We start from the raw sequence: 17,857 nt of genomic DNA on the forward strand, positions 1-17,857 counted from the left end.
CCGCATAGTGCTGTTCTATACGGTCTTATTCAACAGCCCCATTCATTATGCGGACGGCAGTTTAGCCAATAGTGCTTGCAGATGTGGCGCCAGTGGAGCTTCCAGGCTCATCTCACTGCCCGAAACCGGATGTTGAAACGTTAGTTTGCTTGCATGCAAAAATAATCGCTCCAGTCCCAAATCGCGCATCCGTTGGTCGAAAAGCTGATCACCATACTTGTCATCACAGGCTATGGGATGACCGGCATGTGCGGTATGCACACGAATCTGATGGGTACGTCCAGTAATCGGGCTGGCTTCAACCAAGGTCGCATCGGCAAATCGCTTGAGAACATGGAAGCGGGTTTCCGAGGGCTTCCCTTCCGGGTTGACCCGAACGATCCGCTCACCGGATTGCAGCACATTCTTTAGTAACGGGGCATTGATACTGCGAACATGTGATTGCCACTGACCACGGACCAAGGCTGCATATTGCTTGCGCATGGTTTTCAGTCGGAGTTGTTCGTGCAGGTGCTTCAGTGCACTGCGCTTCTTGGCGATCATCAGGCATCCCGAGGTATCCCGGTCAAGGCGATGAACCAGCTCCATAAAACGTGCATCAGGCCGTAATGCACGTAACCCTTCGATCACGCCAAAGCTCAAGCCGCTGCCGCCATGCACAGCCATTCCTGCAGGCTTGTTAAGCACAATCAAGACATCATCTTCGTAGAGAATCTGCTGTTCCAACGCCTGGATCGACGACAAGCGCGCAGAGGGTAATTCATTCGCCTCGGCAACCCTGACCGGCGGAATACGAACTTCATCCCCAGCCACCAGTTTATATTCAGGCTTGATGCGTTTTTTATTAACGCGCACTTCTCCTTTGCGCACGATACGGTAGATAAGGCTCTTAGGAACCCCTTTTAGCTGAGTTTTCAGAAAATTATCAAGTCGTTGCCCCTCTTGCTCAGCATCAATTACCAGCAGGCGGACTTGTTGAGTCATCGTATTCATGCCGCGAAGTGTACATGAGATAGCGAGCTTTGTCGCAAAGCGCAAACGCTGCCTTGCTATGCCGCCGTCTAAAATGAAATAATGCCGCCCGTTTGGTGTATCCAACCGGTGGCATGGTTATGAACATGTCCCGGATCTGCCTCGACCCTGAACAGTCGCGTTCTGACCATGCCGAATCTGTCATGCATGGTATAAGCCAGGCTGCGGCAGGCAGATAGTTACTCAAACCCTGTCGTTGTCATTTTCTCCCAGGTGCGTAGCCGTGAAGCTTTAGACCTGGTGATGGCGACCTGCTACGCCCTGAGTGCGCCTCACGCATGTCCAACCGGGAGGTTGTTGTTTCCATGCTGCAGACTCGAGGCCGGTGTAGCCTGTTATGTCCATCGGCTGACAACCCTTTTATTGATATAGATAACATTTGAGAACTGAATGAAAAGAATGCTGATCAATGCAACTCAGGAAGAAGAGTTGCGTGTTGCTCTGGTTGATGGGCAACGCATTTACGATCTGGACATTGAAAGTCCAGGCCATGAACAGAAGAAAGCCAACATCTATAAAGGCAAAATAACGCGGGTCGAACCCAGTCTTGAGGCGGCTTTTGTTGATTATGGCGCCGAACGTCATGGCTTCCTGCCGCTTAAAGAAATTGCTCGCGAATACTTCCCGTCCAATTATGCCTTCTCCGGGCGCCCCAACATCAAGGAAGTCATCCGGGAAGGTCAAGAAGTCATCGTTCAAATCGATAAAGAAGAACGCGGTACCAAAGGCGCAGCCCTGACAACGTTTATCAGTCTGGCTGGCAGCTACCTCGTGCTGATGCCGAACAACCCTCGCGCAGGTGGAATATCACGCCGCATCGAAGGTGATGAGCGCACCGAACTCAAGGAAGCCCTGAATGGTCTTGAAGTCCCGGATGGCATGGGATTGATCGTCCGGACAGCCGGGGTTGGCAAGTCCCCAGAAGAGTTGGAGTGGGATTTGAATGTGCTGCTCAAGCACTGGGACACCATCAAAAATGCCTCGGAGCAAAAACAGGCGCCTTTCCTGATCCATCAGGAAAGTAATGTGATCGTCCGGGCTATTCGCGATTATCTGCGCCGTGACATTGGTGAAATCCTGATCGACAGCCCACGGGTGTTTGAAAAGGCCAAGGAGCATATCGAACTGGTGCGTCCTGATTTTATCAATCGGGTCAAACTGTATACCGGCGAAGTCCCCCTCTTCAGTCACTTCCAGATTGAAAGTCAGATTGAGTCAGCGTTCCAGCGTGAAGTTCGTCTGCCTTCCGGCGGCTCCATCGTCATCGATCCGACCGAAGCTTTAACCTCTATCGATATCAACTCGGCGCGTGCCACCAAGGGTGGCGATATCGAGGAGACAGCACTGCAGACTAACCTTGAAGCAGCCGACGAGATTGCTCGTCAGTTGCGCTTGCGTGACCTCGGTGGCCTGATCGTCATTGACTTCATCGATATGACTCCGGTTCGTCATCAGCGCGAAGTGGAAAACCGTCTGCGTGACGCAGTTCGCCAGGATCGAGCCCGTATCCAGCTGGGTCGCATTTCACGCTTTGGCCTCTTAGAGCTGTCGCGTCAACGTTTGCGCCCGTCACTGAATGAATCCAGCACCCATGTCTGCCCCCGCTGTATGGGCCGCGGAACCATTCGTGACAATGAATCCCTCGCCCTCTCCATTCTGCGTTTGATCGAAGAAGAAGCACTCAAAGACAATACCGAACAGGTGCATGCTCAGGTTCCGGTCGATGTTGCAGCCTTCCTGTTGAATGAAAAGCGCAGCGCGATCCTCAAACTTGAACAACGCCATCAAGTGCGCATATTCATCATTCCGAATGAACAGATGCAGACGCCTCATTTTGAAGTGGCGCGTGTTCGTGATAGCGAGGCATCTGAACTTCCAAGCTACGAGATGAAGAGTGAACAACCTCGGACTGGTTATGAGCCCAAGCTCGAAGCTCGCATGCCGACCGAACCCGCTGTTCAAGTCTTTGGCGCTCCGACATCCCTGCCGCCAGCGCCGGTCGTGCCCGCAACCCGTGAACCAGGTCTGTTTAGTAAATTGTTCGCCAGCCTGATGTCTCTTTTCCGCACCAGTGAAGCCGATGAAACCAACACGGCGGTCGTGAAGAAAAACACAGAGCGTCGCGACACACCGCGCCGTCGCGAAAACCAGAACCGGGACCGTCGTCGCAACAACGAATCGCGCCGTGACAACAAGTCAGAAAAGGCGGAAGACTCGGCGCGTCCTGAAAGCGCAGCGGTGCGTGAAGAAAAGCCCGCAACCAGCAATCGTCGTGCGCGGAATGATCGCAACGACCGAGCAGAGCGTGGTGAACGTGGTGAACGTGGTGAACGTGGTGAACGTGGTGAACGCAACCAGAATGCAGACGCGCGCTCCGAGCGCCAGCCGAAGACGGACAAGCCTGCACGCGCAGAGCGCAAACCGCGCGAGGCAAATCCGGCTGTAGTCGATGAAGCGGATCTGCAACAGCGGCAGGAAAAAGAGCAGAAGATTGCCGAGCGTCGTGAGCGTCGTAATCTGCGCAAGAAAGTGCGTGTTAACGAAGGTGGTGAAGTACCAGCGTCTGTTGTATCAGAAGAGCCGGTTACAGCCGATTGGACCAGCCGTGACGAGCTTCCAGCTAGCCAGCCGGTTCAAGTCGATACCCCGCTGACCGAGCCAGTCATCGAGGCAAACCTTAATCCACAACAGGCCAGCGACACGACCGAGAATACGGAACAGCGTCGTCCTCAACGCCGCAAGCGGATTAACGAAGAGGCGCGTCGACAACGCCAAGAGCGTCAACTTGAACCAGTAACCACCGCTGAATCTGAAGCGGTTGAAACGCCAATGGTTGAAGGTGGCGACGTCATTGATAGCGCTGCGCAAAAGAGTCCTCGCCGCCGTCGCCGTGGTGAGCGAAACGAAAGCAAGGCAAATCAGAGCGAAGTCGAAATCGCAGCAACAGAGCAATTGGAATCAGTAGTGGTCACCGAAGCCGAGCCAGTGGTAGAACCCATTGTCGTAGCCGAGGTTGCCAGCGTGATGCCCGCGGTGGAACAATCCGTTCAGCCGGCTGATGTTTCTACTCCAGTCGTTCGGAGTGAAGCGGTAGTGACTCATGCACCAGTTGCTAAACGCCAATCCGGTATTGTCCGCAGAGCATCCTTTGTTCTGGCACCGATGACTTTGCCTGCAGAAGTCGCCGTTGTTGCTGAGCCTAAGGTTGATTACCCGCCGTATGAGCGTCAACCAGTACATGTTTCTTCTCGTAAGGCATCCGTGCGCGATCTGCGAAGTGTTGCATCCGCACCGGCCGGATTACCTGAAAGCCATGGCTGATAAACTCTAATGCGGCAATCAGGAGGCCATGCAAATGCATGGCCTTTTTTTTAATGGCTCGACATGCCTCGAAGCCACTCGTATTACTGAATGATTTATCACATTTACATTGTATTCATGCATGAAAACGGACGGATTTGCGTCAGTAACATGGTGTAAGGTGTGCCTGCATGATTTTAGATACCTTATTGGCTCCGATACTGTCATGCCGGCATCCTGTAGCGTCAGACTGTTATTCCTGTTCTGTTAATGGTAAAATTGTTTGATAAAAATCAATTTACCCGCATTGAGCCTATGATCACGGACAAAAAAACTGGAAAAAGAGTGCAAAGTGGCGGTTGCGCTATCCATTGTCAGGACTGCAGCATCAGTCAACTTTGCATTCCATTCAGCCTGAATGATCATGAACTAGACCAGCTCGACAACATCATAGAACGGAAAAAACCGATTCAAAAAGGCGAAGCCTTATTCAAGGCCGGAGATGAGTTAAAATCGCTTTATGCAATTCGCTCAGGAACCATAAAGTCCTATACCATTACTGAGCAGGGCGACGAACAAATAACCGGATTCCATCTGGCCGGTGATCTCATCGGCTTCGACGCCATCAATAAACAGCACCACCCCTCCTTTGCCCAGGCGTTGGAAACGTCCATGGTCTGTGAGATCCCCTTTGATGTCTTGGATGAGCTCTCTGGCAAGATGCCCAAGTTGCGCCAGCAAATCATGCGTCTAATGAGTAACGAGATCATGGGCGATCAGGAAATGATTCTTCTGTTATCCAAGAAGAATGCCGAAGAGCGTTTGGCCGCGTTCCTGTACCGTTTGTCCGTTCGCTACTCGGAGCGAGGCTTCTCGTCCCGAGAATTTCGGCTATCCATGACACGTGGAGACATTGGAAATTATCTTGGTCTCACCGTAGAAACCATCAGCCGATTGCTCGGTCGCTTCCAAAAACTTGAATTGATTCGTGTCAAAGGCAAATACATCACCATTCTCAATCATCACTCTTTGTCAGAGCTGGCTGGATTAAGCCTCTGTCTAAACGACTGATGTCCCCACTTTACCGATTGTGGGTCAACGATTTTTAGTTTGTTGACCCATGCAGCGCTCTTTTTGTTGCATTTTGGCTAACCTGTCCTCACGCTTATCAGTGCAGATAACCGTTTCTCATCAGGGGGCAGTTATGATCAAGTATCAGAATATTCTTGTCATCATAGATCCGAATATGGAAGGCCAACCCGCGTTGTATCGTGCAGCCGAAGTTGCCCGATTACAGGAGAAGGCTGTCGTCAAAGTCTTTATGACCATTTACGACTTTTCCTATGAAATCACGTCTATTCTCTCCGTTGAAGAGCGTGATGAGATGCGGGAGGGGGTCATCAGCCAAAGACAAGCCTGGCTGGCAGATCTCGTCAAACCCTACCAGGATGAAGGGCTGGACATGCAGATCAAGGTTGTCTGGCATAGCCGACCATCCGATGCCATTCTGCAGGAGGCCATGCAACATCAGCATGACCTGGTCATCAAGAGTGCGCATCAACACTCTCTTCTTGAAACCTTTATTTTCACCCCTCTCGATTGGCAATTGATCCGCAAGTGCCACACGCCTCTACTGCTAGTCAAAGAACATGACTGGCCAGCGGATGGGAATATTCTTGTTGCGCTGAATTTCAGTGATGAGCCGGAACAAGCGGAGCTGAATCGCAAGCTCTTTCACGAAGCGAACCAAGTCGCCCGCCTGGTGAAAGGAAACGTTCATCTGGTCAATGCTGTACCTGCCCCTACGGTAAATATTGCACTAGAGGTCCCTGGATTTACGCCTGAAATCTATAACGAAGCCATTCGCCAACACCATGTCCTGTCTATGCAGCAGTTTGCATTGGAACACCATGTCCCTGAAAGCCAGACCCATGTTCTGGATGGACTTCCAGAGGATGTATTACCCGAGCTGGCAGAGGCCTTGGATGCCGAACTGATCATGATGGGATGTGTCGGTCGGACGGGATGGTCCGCAGCATTGATCGGCAATACTGCAGAGCAGGTTGTCGATGGCCTGCACTGTGATCTGCTGGTTCTCAAACCCGACAACACTGCACCTTGATGACCAATGATTGCTGTCATCCGGCGGCCGGCTATAATAAGCCGCCATTTTACACACCGGATGACAGCAGATGTCGGAAGAACTCAGTACCAAGCAAATCTACAACCTGAACAAGCTGCAAAAGCGGTTACGTCGGCATGTCGGCGAGGCCATTGCTGACTTCAACATGATTGAAGAAGGTGACAAGGTCATGGTGTGCCTGTCCGGCGGCAAGGACAGTTATGGGCTATTGGATATCCTGTTAAACCTCAAGGCCAGCGCGCCGATCCATTTTGATATTGTCGCCGTTAACCTCGACCAAAAACAACCTGGATTTCCTGGGGATGTTTTGCCGAAATATTTGGAACAGATTGGCGTCCCCTACCTGATCGTGGAAGAGGACACCTACTCCATCGTCAAAGACAAAATTCCTGAGGGCAAAACCACCTGCTCGCTGTGTTCACGTTTACGCCGAGGCATCCTCTATCGTACAGCGGCCGAGCTGGGCGCCACCAAGATTGCTCTAGGTCATCATCGCGATGACATCCTGGAGACCCTGTTTTTGAACATGTTTTTTGGCGGGAAGATGAAATCTATGCCGCCAAAACTGGTCAGCGATGACGGTAAGCACATCGTGATCCGCCCATTAGCCTACTGCAAGGAAAAGGATCTCATCCGTTATGCCGATTGGAAAGGCTTCCCGATCATCCCCTGCAATCTGTGTGGATCTCAGGAAAACTTGCAGCGTAAAGCCATCAAGCAAATGTTAAACGAATGGGACAAGCGTTTCCCTGGCCGCATAGAAATTATGTTCAAATCGCTACAGGATGTGGTGCCTAGTCATTTGCTCGATAATCGTCTCTTTGATTTTAAACGTCTGGATCGTCAAACCCAGCTCCCTGGCGAAGGTGACATTGCATTTGATAAGCCAGAGATAATCACTCCGCTGTTAGACGATGATGACAGCATTGGGGCGCAAGAGCGCTTAGACATTGTTGAAATAAAGTGATAATGCAAACGTTAGAGGCCTGTAGATACAGGCCTCTAATCAATTGCACAATGGCAATACGGGTAAAACGCGCTACTTGACGGATTTGTCCATGTCCTGCCAATAACGTTCGTTACTGCGAATCATGCCCTGGATCTTTCGCACATAACCATCACCAAGTGTTGAGTACCGGTGAAACCCGTTTGCGAGGGCTACCGCGTCCAGAGGCTTAACCTCAGCCCGCATATTTGCCCGGATCTTGCGCATCTGCGTATACGCCGGATGAGTATTGACATTGATCATGTACGCTTGGACAGCTTGGGTTGGCGACGCAAACGCCTTTACTTCCCCATGTCCATTACGTCGATATGGCGTCACACCGCAGCCTTTTTGAAAACAATAATGTCCAAAAAAGTTATTCTGTTTCCTGGCCATACGGGATGTACCCCAGCCTGATTCAGTAGCGGCCTGACTGATCACCAGCTCAGGAGGCAATATATCCACCCGAACAAGTAACTTATCGATACCATGTTGATCAATCGTCATATCGTCCAGCCGATATTGACGCCCCATATCCTCTAGCCAATCAGACTGCTCATCTGACAATTCGATCCCGTTATCCAGTTGAGTACGCAACCTTTCTAACTGAGAACGTTGGCTCAGGATCCTCGCAGAAACCACTTCATATGAAGGTCTGAGGTAATCAATAAACGCTTGCTTACGTGCAGCTGAATCCTTTATCGACTTGAAGTCAGGAGGATCAGAAAGCACGCTTTGGTTAGTCGGCTCCATGCCGGCAGTCTGGGATACAGTCACTGCGCCGGTATTACCTACAGCCGCGGGTACCGCAACCGAAAGTAACAACAGAGTCCATAGTCTGGTCATCTTCATGCAACAAAGCTCCCCTGCGGGTGATGCGACGTACACAGCTAACGCCGAGTGCATCCTTTCATCACGATAGAATACGAGGAAAACCTTCCCCCATATCCGGTCGAGCCCCAAGCCGAGTAGCATCCTGGCTAGGACAAACAGCGCGAGATAAACCGCTCACATATCACGTAACGGCCAAACTCGCAGATACAGACCAGTCAGCATGGCAAATGGCCGGTGAACAAGTCTGCAAACAAGAATGGATTCATACACCAGAATCTCATCCAGGCCACATCAAGTGGCCAACAACACACATCAACCACACTGCATGCAGACCCGGGATTGGGTAGCATCAACAGGCAGTTTATCTACACAGGCAACCAGAAAATCAGAAGAAAAAACCGCCGAAAAACAACAGATGTTCCTTCCTGACATCCAGCCAACCTCATTTGGTGACTCTTTAATAAACTAATACCAGGCCAATAGCAAGGTTTGTGACTGTTCTTTGCCATTCTTGACGGAAAGCCTAAGAACGGTTATCCAAGATAATTCCAGTAGGGGAAGATACACAAAAGAGCATCATTTACAAAAGCACAACATGTTGTTTTATAAAATGAAAATTAAGATAAATGTCTTTTATGAATACTAAACAAAGCCATGTCGTCTACGTTTATAAAACCCAATCATGCCCACTGTTGGGTAACAAGTTATTAGCACTCTCGGTAGGCATCATGCTCATTTTTTGAGCCATGGCATATCTTCAAAATTGGTCACTCGGACAAGCGTGTTGTCATCGCTCAGCGCACATTGCCGCCACTTTGTCGGCTCTTTCAGCAAGCGATCCACCCAGCCTGGTAATGTCTCACCGGCCGGACCATAGTTCGCTTGCTGAAAAAGCGAACGTTGTTCTGATGGTTCAAGATTAAACTCAACGGTCAGTGCTCCATGACGTCTGGCTTCAGCGACAAATCCAGCCGCTGGATAAACGTTACCCGATGTGCCAATCGAGATGAAAAGATCGGCCTGGCCAAGAGCTGTGTAGATATGCTCCATATGCAGTGGTATTTCACCAAACCAGACGATATGCGGTCTTAAAATCGCGGCGGGCTTACAACAAGCACAACGCGTTTCAGCCGTTATATCATTCAGCCAAGCCACCACCTGCCCACTCTCGACGCAACGAGCCTTTAGCAGTTCCCCATGCATATGGATCACTTGGGGGCTACCACCGCGCTCGTGCAGATCATCAACATTCTGCGTTACAAGCATCACATCACCTGGCCATTCACGCTGCAGGCGAGCAAGCGCCTGATGCGCCTGATTGGGGACGACACTGCTGAGCTGCGCGCGTCGTTGATTATAGAAATTCTGCACGAGCTGCGGATTTCGTACAAAACCTTCAGGTGTCGCGACATCTTCAATCCTGTGCTGCTCCCATAAGCCATCATGGGCTCTAAACGTCGCCAAGCCTGATTCAGCCGAAACCCCTGCCCCTGTCAGGATGACAATGCGTGCATGCTGCGACATGTTTTCCTCCATAAAAAAAGCCAGGGATCTCCTGGCTTTTTTATATTGGCTCTTACTCGTCATCGTTATCGATTTCGACCTGCTCTCGCGGGGTCGCATGTTCTACCCTGGCCTTTAGCTTCTGGCCTGGCCGAAATGTCACAACGCGCCGAGCGCTGATTGGGATATCTTCGCCTGTTTTGGGATTGCGGCCAGGGCGTTCACTCTTGGTCCGCAATTCAAAATTACCAAAGCCTGAAATCTTAACCTGTTCGCCCAGTTCGAGCGATTGACGGATTTCCTCGAAAAATGCCTCCACCATTTCCTTGGCATCACGTTTACTCAAGCCAAGTTCAGTGAAGAGATGTTCCGCTATATCGGCTTTGGTCAGCGCCATAGATCAATCCCTCAAAGATGCGTTGAACTCACTGCAGAGTGCATCGACCACCTTAGCAACGGTGTCGGCAATCTCTTTATCCTCCAGGGTTCGCTGAGTGTCTTGCAAAATCAGGCTCAGAGCCAGACTCTTTTTGCCATCAGCCACACCCGGCCCCTGGTATATGTCAAACAAGTTTATTCCAACTATCTGATTTCCGCCAATTTTTTTGGCAGTTCTCAGAATATCATCTGCAGGAACTTGCTGATCGACGACCAAAGCCAAATCGCGGCGATTAGCCGGGAACTTGGAGATATCACCCGCCTCAGGAATTTTAGTCTGCAGTAATGGATTTAACTCCAGCTCGAAGACAACGGCTTTGCTCTTGAGTCCCAATTTTTTCTCAAGACTCGGGTGAACAACGCCAATCCAACCCAACGGAGTACCATCACGAAGAATACGTGCAGATTGACCCGGATGCAGCGCCGGATGCGCCTCAGCAACGAAGGTGAAATGCTCGCGCTCGCCAGTCAGTTCCAGAATTGCTTCAACATCGCCCTTCAGGTCAAAGAAGTCCGCCATCCGGCTCGGAATACCCCATTGCTCATCCGCCAGATTGCCAGTGATGATCCCGGCGAGCATCGGTTCTTGACGGATGCCATTCTCGGCATTCTCATCACGGATAAAACGCAGGCCGCTTTCAAACAGGCGGACTCGAGGCTGTTGACGATTCTGATTGTAAACCACCGCATTGATCAGGCCTGGCCACAATGAAACACGCATGGCCGACATATCTGCTGAAATCGGAAACGGTAAGACAATCGGATCCTGTTGCGGGAACAACAGCGCCATCATCTTGGGTTCGACAAAGCTGTAAGTGATGGCTTCCTGGAAAGCCCGATCCACTAATAGATGACGCACCCGCTTCAACGGCAGCGCGGCCTCTTGTTGCTCATTCATCGTCAGATGAGCCATCGGCGGGCAATTAGGAATATTGTTGTAACCGTAAATTCTGGCTACTTCCTCAATCAGGTCTTCCTCAATCGCGATGTCAAACCGCCAGCTCGGTGAACTCGCCTGCCAGCCATCGGCAGTCGTGGTCACCTCAAGGCCGAGACGATGCAAAATCTCCGTCACCTCGGCATCATCAAATGCCATGCCCACCACACGCGTCAGCTTATCGCGCCGTAGCGTAATGCTCTCCGCCTTTGGCAAATCTGCCGCGCTGGTCACATCAATAACAGGGCCAGCTTCACCACCACAGATTTGCAGCAGTAATTGACTGGCTCGTTCCATCGCTCGCGATTGCAAGGCATAATCCACGCCGCGTTCGAAACGATGGGAAGAATCGGTTGTCAGACCATAGCTACGGGCGCGGCCTTTAATGGCCAGCGGACTAAAGAAGGCACACTCCAGCAGGATGTTAGCCGTAGACTCAGTCACCCCGGAATGCAATCCACCGAAAATACCCGCTAATGCCAGTGGGCCACTGGCATCAGCAATCACCAGCGTCTCCGGAGTCAGGGTGATGTCACTCTCATCCAGTAGGGTCAGTTGTTCTCCTGCAACGGCCATCCGCACCTGAATACCCTGCTGCAGTTTATCCAGGTCAAAGGCGTGCATGGGTTGGCCCAGTTCGAGCATCACATAGTTCGTGACATCGACGATCGGATCAATGGAACGCATGCCGCATCGACGTAACTTTTCCTGCATCCAAAGAGGTGTTGCCGCCTTGACATTGAGGCCCTTGAGCACGCGCCCCAGATAGCGCGGACATGCTGCCGGTGCGTCGACTCGAATAGGAAAGCTATCGCTCAACGTCGCTGTGACCACGTCACATTCTGGTGCACGGACATCACAACGATTCAATACGCCCACTTCGCGGGCCAGACCCGCTATGCTCAGGCAATCTGCGCGATTGGCGGTCAGATCCACTTCGATCATGACATCATCTAATTGCAAGTATTCACGCAGATCTTTGCCGACTGGCGCATCCTGCGGCAGTTCAATGATGCCATCCGCCTCAACGGGAATGCCTAACTCGCTATAAGAGCAGAGCATGCCATGGGATGGTTGACCACGCAGTTTGGCCTTTTTGATTTCAAAATCACCCGGCAGCTTAGCTCCAACCTGAGCGACCGCTACGCGCAGCCCTTGGCGGCAATTCGGTGCCCCGCAAACAATATCCAGCAGCTCAGTGGCACCAACATTAACCTTGGTGACGCGCAACTTGTCTGCATCCGGGTGCTGGGCACATTCGACGACTTCACCGACAACGACATTGGAGAAGAGACCCGCGACCGGCTCAACGCCATCCACTTCAAGGCCGGCCATAGTGATTTGTTCAGCCATTTTATCGGCTGTCAGATTGGCCTGGATCCACTCATCTACCCAGGATTTGCTGAATTTCATTCTATTATCCCTACCCTTACTTGAACTGCTTGAGGAAGCGCAGATCGTTTTCGAAGAACGAACGCAGGTCGTTGACGCCATAACGCAACATGGTCAGCCGTTCAACGCCCATACCGAAGGCAAAACCGGAATACTTCTCCGGATCGATACCCACTGCACGCAGCACACTCGGGTGGACCATGCCGCAACCCAGCACTTCCAGCCAACGACCATTTTTACCCATGACATCCACTTCAGCACTCGGCTCTGTGAACGGGAAATAGGAAGGACGGAAGCGGATCGTCAAATCTTCTTCAAAGAAGTTACGCAGAAAATCGTGCAAAATGCCTTTCAGCTCGGTGAAGCTGGCCTTCTCGTCGACGAGCAGGCCTTCGACCTGATGAAACATCGGCGTATGGGTCATGTCATAGTCATTACGGTAGACTCGGCCAGGCGCAATGATGCGGATTGGTGGCTGCTGATGCTCCATGGTCCGAATCTGCACCCCTGATGTGTGGGTGCGCAGCATCAGGCTGGGGTTGAAGAAAAAGGTGTCATGGTCGGTTCGGGCTGGATGGTGTGCCGGAATATTCAAGGCATCAAAGTTGTGAAAATCATCTTCGATTTCCGGCCCTGTCGCCACCGCAAAGCCCAACTCACCAAACAGGCGCTCGATGCGCTCAATGGTGCGGGTCACCGGGTGTAAACCACCATTTTCCAGACGACGTCCAGGCAATGAAACATCGATGGTTTCAGCGCCTAGCTTCTTGTTCAATTCAGCGGCTTGCAGAGCATCGCGCTTGGCGTTGAGGACGGAGAGTACTTGTTCTTTCGCCTGATTGATGCGCGCACCGGCTGCAGGTTTTTCGGCAGGCGGCAGTGCCGCTAACCCTTTCATCTGCTCGGTGAAGTAGCCCTTTTTGCCCATATACTGAACGCGCAGCTCTTCCAATGCGGCGACGTCATTGACACTCTCTATCTCTGCCTGTGCCTTGGCAATCACATCTTCTAGTTGCATTGCTTCCTCGTTTCCCTCGCCCGCGAGGGGCGCAATCACTCATTGCTAAGAGGGCCATGTTAGTCAAAACAATCTGTTATGACCAGTTATCCGGCCGCTCCTGCTTATGGATCGGTTCACTTAACAGAGATGGCTCATGAATCGCGTATCCCTGCAGATAATCGACACCCATCGCCGCCAGTTTCGCGGCAATATCCTCGTTTTCCACAAACTCAGCGACCGTTTTAACTCCCACGGCGCGAGCTAGTTCAGCCATCGAGTTCACGATCGCCCGATCCGTCTCGCTGGTATCGAGATGACGAACGAACTGACCGTCAATTTTCAATAAATCGATCGGTAATTCTTTGAGATGACCATAGGATGAGAAGCCACTGCCAAAATCATCCAGTGCAAAGGCACAACCCAACCCTTTGAAGGTGTCAATAAACGCTCTCGTCGCTTCGATATTGGCAATGGCTTGTGACTCGGTAATTTCAAAACAGAGTCGATCCCAGGGGAACTCCGCACCCTCCAGCAATCGACGAATCTTGCGATGCATTTTGGGCGTACCAATGGACTCACCTGAAAGATTCACTGACACCATATCCAGTGCGGCCAGCTCCTGCGGGTTAGCGGCGAACCACTTGAGCAAGGTATCCAAAACCCAGAGGTCAATTTGCGGCATCAGGCCAAAACGCTCTGCGGCACCAATAAACTGTGCGGGACGAATCAGGGTGCCATCTTCAGCGCGCAAGCGAAGCAGGATCTCATACTTGGCACCCTGTCCGGTAAGGCCATTGGCTGGCACAATCAATTGACGCGCCAACTCGAACCGCCGCTCCTCCAAAGCCTGATGAATGCGAGCTACCCAGGCGACCTCTTCTTGATAGAGCTTCATTTCCGGGCTGAGATCGGAGTAGACGTGAATTCGGTTTCTACCCTGTCGTTTCGCCGTTGAACAGGCCGCATCCGCCAACGCCATCAAGGCGGAGGCATCATTACAGCCAGTTTGAATCGGTACCACCCCAAGGCTTGCCGTCACCGAGTAGATTTTGCCGTTCCAGACAAATTTCAGCTCCTGAATCGCCTTGCGCCATCGTTCAACATATTGGATGACCTCGTCGATATAGCTATTTTCCATGATGACAGCAAACTCATCACCACTTAGCCGGGTCAACAGGAAGTTTTCTTTCTTCAGATTGGAAATATGGGTAGCGATTTGCCGTAAGAACTCATCACCCGCAAGATGCCCGCCCCCTTCGTTGATCACCTTGAAATGGTCGATATCGATGAAACAGAGGTAATCCGTGCCTGGCGCACTATTTCGCCGCTTAAATAGGTCTTCGAGTGATTGAATCAGATAGCGGCGGTTGTGCAAACCTGTCGCCTCATCATGATTGGCCAAAAATTCGAGTTTGGCCTGATATTGTTTACTTTCTGTTATATCGACCAGAATGCCTTCGAGCAGCATGGAGCGATTCTTGCCCTGCCGACGGGAAATACGCAGCGAAATTCGAGCCCAGAAAGTAGATCCATCATGATGGCGCATTTCAACATCACTGCGGATTCCCTCCTTGGCCGATGTAAATAAGCGCGCTAACAGATCGTCACGATCCTTGCCATTCACATACAGGGCATGGGTTGTCCTACCCACAGTTGTCGCCATGGTCTGTATATCGTCGTAACCAAACATGCGGCAAAACGCCGGATTGGCAGCCAGCAACTGCCCCTCGAGCGTCGACGTAAACAAACCCTCGTTGGCACTATGATAGAGCTCGAAATAACGCTTCAACCCCTCTGAGGCCTGGCGTTTCGCCCGCATACGCCCTTTCTTTTCGATATAAGTCCGGTAGGCCAATGAGAAACAAAGCAAGAAAGCGGCCATAGATGAAAACAGGGACAACAGATACTCACTGATCCATTCTTCATGCAGCCAATTAAAACGGGAAGCAAACAACGCCAGGCATCCCAGCATAAAGCCTAGCCATGCATAACAATAGAGTCGTTGCAACCAACTGCCGCGGTGCAAGAAATAGAAGCAGAACAGCACAGCCAACAGGGTTGTTGCCACATAGCCGGCAAAGGTCGCATAAATGCTCCACCATAACGGAATAAACCAGGCAGAGGTTGCAACCACTCCCACGGCTAACATCAGTAACCTGCAGATAAGGCGGAGTTTTTTCGGCAGCCAGATCCTGAACATGTCCAACGTTGAAAGAATCAGACCGGCGAGTAATAAATTACCGACGACAACCAGTAATTGCTGGGTATCGAACCAATCCGGGAAAATATCATACAGGGTGGCATAGCCTTTCAGGATCCATGTCGTCACCACCAAACTCAGACTAAAGAGTGCGTAATACAGAAAACGGCGCTCTCTGATGAAGCCATACATCAATAGGGCATAAAGGCCAACCAATAAAAATGCACCACTCATCAGGCCCATCTGTAATTTGCCCAATGCCTGATGATTGGCGTGAATACGAATATCCTGCAATAAGACAGGCATCTGCATAAACGCATCAGATTTAGCGCGGAAATAGATGTCATAGCCATCAGCGACATCAAGTGATAACGGCAAAACAAATGTTTTCGCCGGATAGGGTTTAGCCCCTACCCCACGATCGAGGCCGGTATTCCAGACCCGTTGAATACGACCGTGCTTGAGCAAAAATACATCCAGTTGATCCAACAACGCATGCTGAACATCCAGCATAACGAGTTGTTGTTCACCAGAACGATTATGAATGGCAACCCGAAACCAATAAAAACCGGGGTCAAGACCAAATGCAGGAAAGTCACCAAGGCTGGTCTGCCACCCGGGCCGATTTGCAACTTCCCATGGCCAGCGCAATGACTCTGCCGCCGGTAAATATTCAAGCACATGGCTGATATTCTGATTGGTATGCCGATCCTTGACTTCAATAGTCTGGATAGCCAAACAATGGCTGCTAAAAAACAGTATAAAGGCGAGCGTAGTCAGGAATTTCACGGCAGACCCAAGAAACCAGTTCGGGAAGAGATTAAATATCACTCTGGCAACGCATTCACAATAAAAAAGGGAGGCATGAGCCTCCCCTTTTGTGTTCAATCGCTTAGGCCAGCGCAGCCTTGGCTTTTTCAACCAGGGCGGTGAAGGTACCCTTGTCGTGAACAGCGATATCAGCCAGGATCTTACGATCGATTTCGATTGATGCCTTCTTCAGACCATCAATGAAACGGCTATAGGACAGACCGTTCTGACGGGCAGCCGCGTTGATACGGGCAATCCACAGTTGACGGAACTGACGCTTCTTCTGACGACGGTCACGGTAAGCATATTGGCCAGCTTTGGTAACAGCTTGTACCGCAACGCGATAGACGCGTGAACGGGCACCGTAATAACCCTTCGCTGCCTTCAGTACTTTCTTGTGACGAGCACGAGCGGTCACACCACGTTTAACTCTTGGCATTTGTCACTCTCCTTCTTATGCGTACGGCAGCATGCTGATAACACGCAGCATGTCACTCTTGTGGATCATACCCATCGCGCGAAGGTGACGCTTACGCTTGGTGCTCTTCTTGGTCAGAATGTGACGCAGGTTAGCTTGCTTGCGCTTGAAACCATTAGCGGTTTTCTTGAAACGCTTCCAAGCACCCTTGTCGTTTTTCATCTTTGGCATAAATAACTCCGCATTGTTGCCATTAACGTAAAACAGGCGAAAAACAGCCCGCCGGCACTAAGTCCGGAGGGCCGGATTTACTTGTTGGCCTGTTTACTTCTTCTTCGGCGCCAGCATCATGACAGCTTGGCGACCTTCCACTTTCGGGAAGGACTCCACTACGGCTAACTCTTCCAGATCGTTTTTAACACGTTCCAGAACGTTCATACCGAGGTCCTGATGCGCCATTTCACGACCGCGGAATCGCAGTGTGACTTTGGCTTTGTCGCCCTCTTCAAGAAAGCGAATCAGGTTGCGCAGTTTTACCTGATAGTCGCCTTCATCAGTTCCAGGACGGAATTTGATTTCCTTGACCTGAACCTGCTTTTGCTTCTTTTTCTGTTCTTTCTGAGACTTGCTCTTCTCGTAGAGGAACTTGCCGTAGTCCATCACCCGGCATACAGGTGGTTCAGCGTTCGGACTAATTTCGACCAGATCCACACCCGCTTTGACTGCCTTGTCCAAGGCTTCCTCGATGGTGACCACACCAATCGCTTCGCCATCCAGACCAACCAGTCGTACTTCTTTGCAACGGATCTCACCATTGATTCGGGTGCGGGGCGGTTGCTTGCCCGTTTTTTTAGCGCCGTTTATA

The 17,857-nt window shown here is 51.1% G+C and carries 14 protein-coding genes; 4 read left to right on the plus strand and 10 right to left on the minus strand.

The window, feature by feature from the left end:
* Nucleotides 1–45: 45 nt before the first annotated feature.
* Nucleotides 46–993, minus strand: coding sequence for a 23S rRNA pseudouridine(955/2504/2580) synthase RluC (gene rluC / locus ACFOSS_RS11995; RefSeq protein ID WP_377152792.1), 948 nt, complete (start codon nt 991–993; stop codon nt 46–48).
* A 429-nt stretch (nt 994–1,422) separates the two neighbouring features.
* Here rluC and rne point away from each other — a divergent pair, with 429 nt between their 5' ends.
* The 4 genes from rne (at nt 1,423) to ttcA (ending at nt 7,442) form a co-directional block, all read left to right on the plus strand.
* Nucleotides 1,423–4,353 carry a ribonuclease E gene (gene rne, locus ACFOSS_RS12000; RefSeq protein WP_377152794.1) on the plus strand — a complete coding sequence of 977 codons (2,931 nt, stop codon included), beginning with the start codon at nt 1,423–1,425 and terminating at the stop codon, nt 4,351–4,353.
* Between the two features lie 294 nt (nt 4,354–4,647).
* The gene (locus ACFOSS_RS12005) at nt 4,648–5,403 is read left to right on the plus strand and encodes an FNR family transcription factor (protein WP_377153936.1); all 756 of its coding nucleotides are present in this window, start codon (nt 4,648–4,650) and stop codon (nt 5,401–5,403) included.
* Nucleotides 5,404–5,536: 133 nt separating this feature from the next.
* On the plus strand, nt 5,537–6,454 hold the full coding sequence (gene uspE, locus ACFOSS_RS12010; RefSeq protein ID WP_377152796.1) for a universal stress protein UspE: 918 nt from the start codon (nt 5,537–5,539) through the stop codon (nt 6,452–6,454).
* Between the two features lie 70 nt (nt 6,455–6,524).
* Entirely contained in the window at nt 6,525–7,442 is a 918-nt protein-coding gene (ttcA, locus tag ACFOSS_RS12015) for a tRNA 2-thiocytidine(32) synthetase TtcA (protein ID WP_377152798.1), read from the plus strand.
* A gap of 72 nt (nt 7,443–7,514) precedes the next feature.
* Here ttcA and ACFOSS_RS12020 read toward each other — a convergent pair whose 3' ends face one another.
* The 9 genes from ACFOSS_RS12020 to infC form a co-directional block, all read right to left on the minus strand.
* Nucleotides 7,515–8,312, minus strand: a complete 798-nt coding sequence (locus ACFOSS_RS12020; RefSeq protein ID WP_377152800.1) for a glucosaminidase domain-containing protein — start codon at nt 8,310–8,312, stop codon at nt 7,515–7,517.
* 714 nt (nt 8,313–9,026) lie between these two features.
* Nucleotides 9,027–9,818: a Sir2 family NAD+-dependent deacetylase gene (cobB, locus tag ACFOSS_RS12025; protein ID WP_377152802.1), complete on the minus strand. Its 792-nt coding sequence runs from the start codon at nt 9,816–9,818 to the stop codon at nt 9,027–9,029.
* A gap of 52 nt (nt 9,819–9,870) precedes the next feature.
* Entirely contained in the window at nt 9,871–10,194 is a 324-nt protein-coding gene (locus ACFOSS_RS12030) for an integration host factor subunit alpha (protein ID WP_377152804.1), read from the minus strand.
* 3 nt (nt 10,195–10,197) lie between these two features.
* The gene (gene pheT / locus ACFOSS_RS12035) at nt 10,198–12,585 is read right to left on the minus strand and encodes a phenylalanine--tRNA ligase subunit beta (protein ID WP_377152806.1); all 2,388 of its coding nucleotides are present in this window, start codon (nt 12,583–12,585) and stop codon (nt 10,198–10,200) included.
* Nucleotides 12,586–12,601: 16 nt separating this feature from the next.
* On the minus strand, nt 12,602–13,582 hold the full coding sequence (gene pheS / locus ACFOSS_RS12040) for a phenylalanine--tRNA ligase subunit alpha (protein WP_377152808.1): 981 nt from the start codon (nt 13,580–13,582) through the stop codon (nt 12,602–12,604).
* 76 nt (nt 13,583–13,658) lie between these two features.
* Nucleotides 13,659–16,652, minus strand: coding sequence for an EAL domain-containing protein (locus ACFOSS_RS12045; protein ID WP_377152811.1), 2,994 nt, complete (start codon nt 16,650–16,652; stop codon nt 13,659–13,661).
* Nucleotides 16,653–16,656: 4 nt separating this feature from the next.
* Nucleotides 16,657–17,013 carry a 50S ribosomal protein L20 gene (gene rplT, locus ACFOSS_RS12050; protein WP_377152813.1) on the minus strand — a complete coding sequence of 119 codons (357 nt, stop codon included), beginning with the start codon at nt 17,011–17,013 and terminating at the stop codon, nt 16,657–16,659.
* A 15-nt stretch (nt 17,014–17,028) separates the two neighbouring features.
* Complete coding sequence (rpmI, locus tag ACFOSS_RS12055; protein WP_377152816.1) at nt 17,029–17,223, minus strand: 50S ribosomal protein L35; 195 nt, start codon at nt 17,221–17,223, stop codon at nt 17,029–17,031.
* 93 nt (nt 17,224–17,316) lie between these two features.
* Nucleotides 17,317–17,856 carry a translation initiation factor IF-3 gene (infC, locus tag ACFOSS_RS12060; protein ID WP_377153938.1) on the minus strand — a complete coding sequence of 180 codons (540 nt, stop codon included), beginning with the start codon at nt 17,854–17,856 and terminating at the stop codon, nt 17,317–17,319.
* Nucleotide 17,857 lies beyond the last annotated feature (1 nt).

The organism is Pseudaeromonas sharmana, from assembly GCF_042649925.1.
GTDB lineage: Bacteria > Pseudomonadota > Gammaproteobacteria > Enterobacterales > Aeromonadaceae > Pseudaeromonas > Pseudaeromonas sharmana.